General features: G+C 70.8%; 1 pseudogene. It reads left to right on the top strand.

Going from position 1 to position 476, the window contains the following annotated elements:
- Positions 1 to 476: pseudogene (locus tag V2J85_RS40470) on the top strand (D-aminoacylase); the annotation flags it as partial.

Genomic DNA, 476 nt, shown 5'->3' with positions numbered 1-476 from the left:
GCCGAGGACGAGTTGTTCGCCCTGGGCCGGGCCACCGCGGCCGGTGGGGCGGCGGTGTTCGAGCTGGCCCCGCAGGGCGCCGCCGGCGAAGACATCGTCGCACCCAAGAAGGAACTCGAATGGATGCGCCGCCTCGGCGAGGAGATCGACTGCGCGCTCAGCTTCGCCCTGATCCAGGTCGACGCCGACCCCAACCTGTGGCGCGAGCAGCTCGATCTGTCGGCGGCGGCGCACAAGGCCGGTAGCCGGTTGTTCCCGCAGGTGGCGGCGCGGCCGTTCGGCATGCTGCTGGGCTTTCCCGGTCACCACGCCTTCACCCACCGCCCGACCTACCGGCGCCTGCAGGCCGAATGCACGCGTGAGGAGCTGGCCGAGCGCCTCGCGGATCCGAAGGTGCGCGCGGCGATCCTGGCCGAGGAAGACCTGCCGATCGACCCCGGCAAGCTGTTCGACGGCATGTTCATGTTGGCGCAGAA

It is taken from the genome of Streptomyces bugieae (assembly GCF_036352915.1).
In the GTDB taxonomy this organism is placed as follows: Bacteria; Actinomycetota; Actinomycetes; order Streptomycetales; family Streptomycetaceae; genus Streptomyces; species Streptomyces endophytica.
The sequence above is the reverse complement of the archived record's forward strand: the minus strand, read 5'-3'. Positions and strand labels throughout refer to the sequence as shown.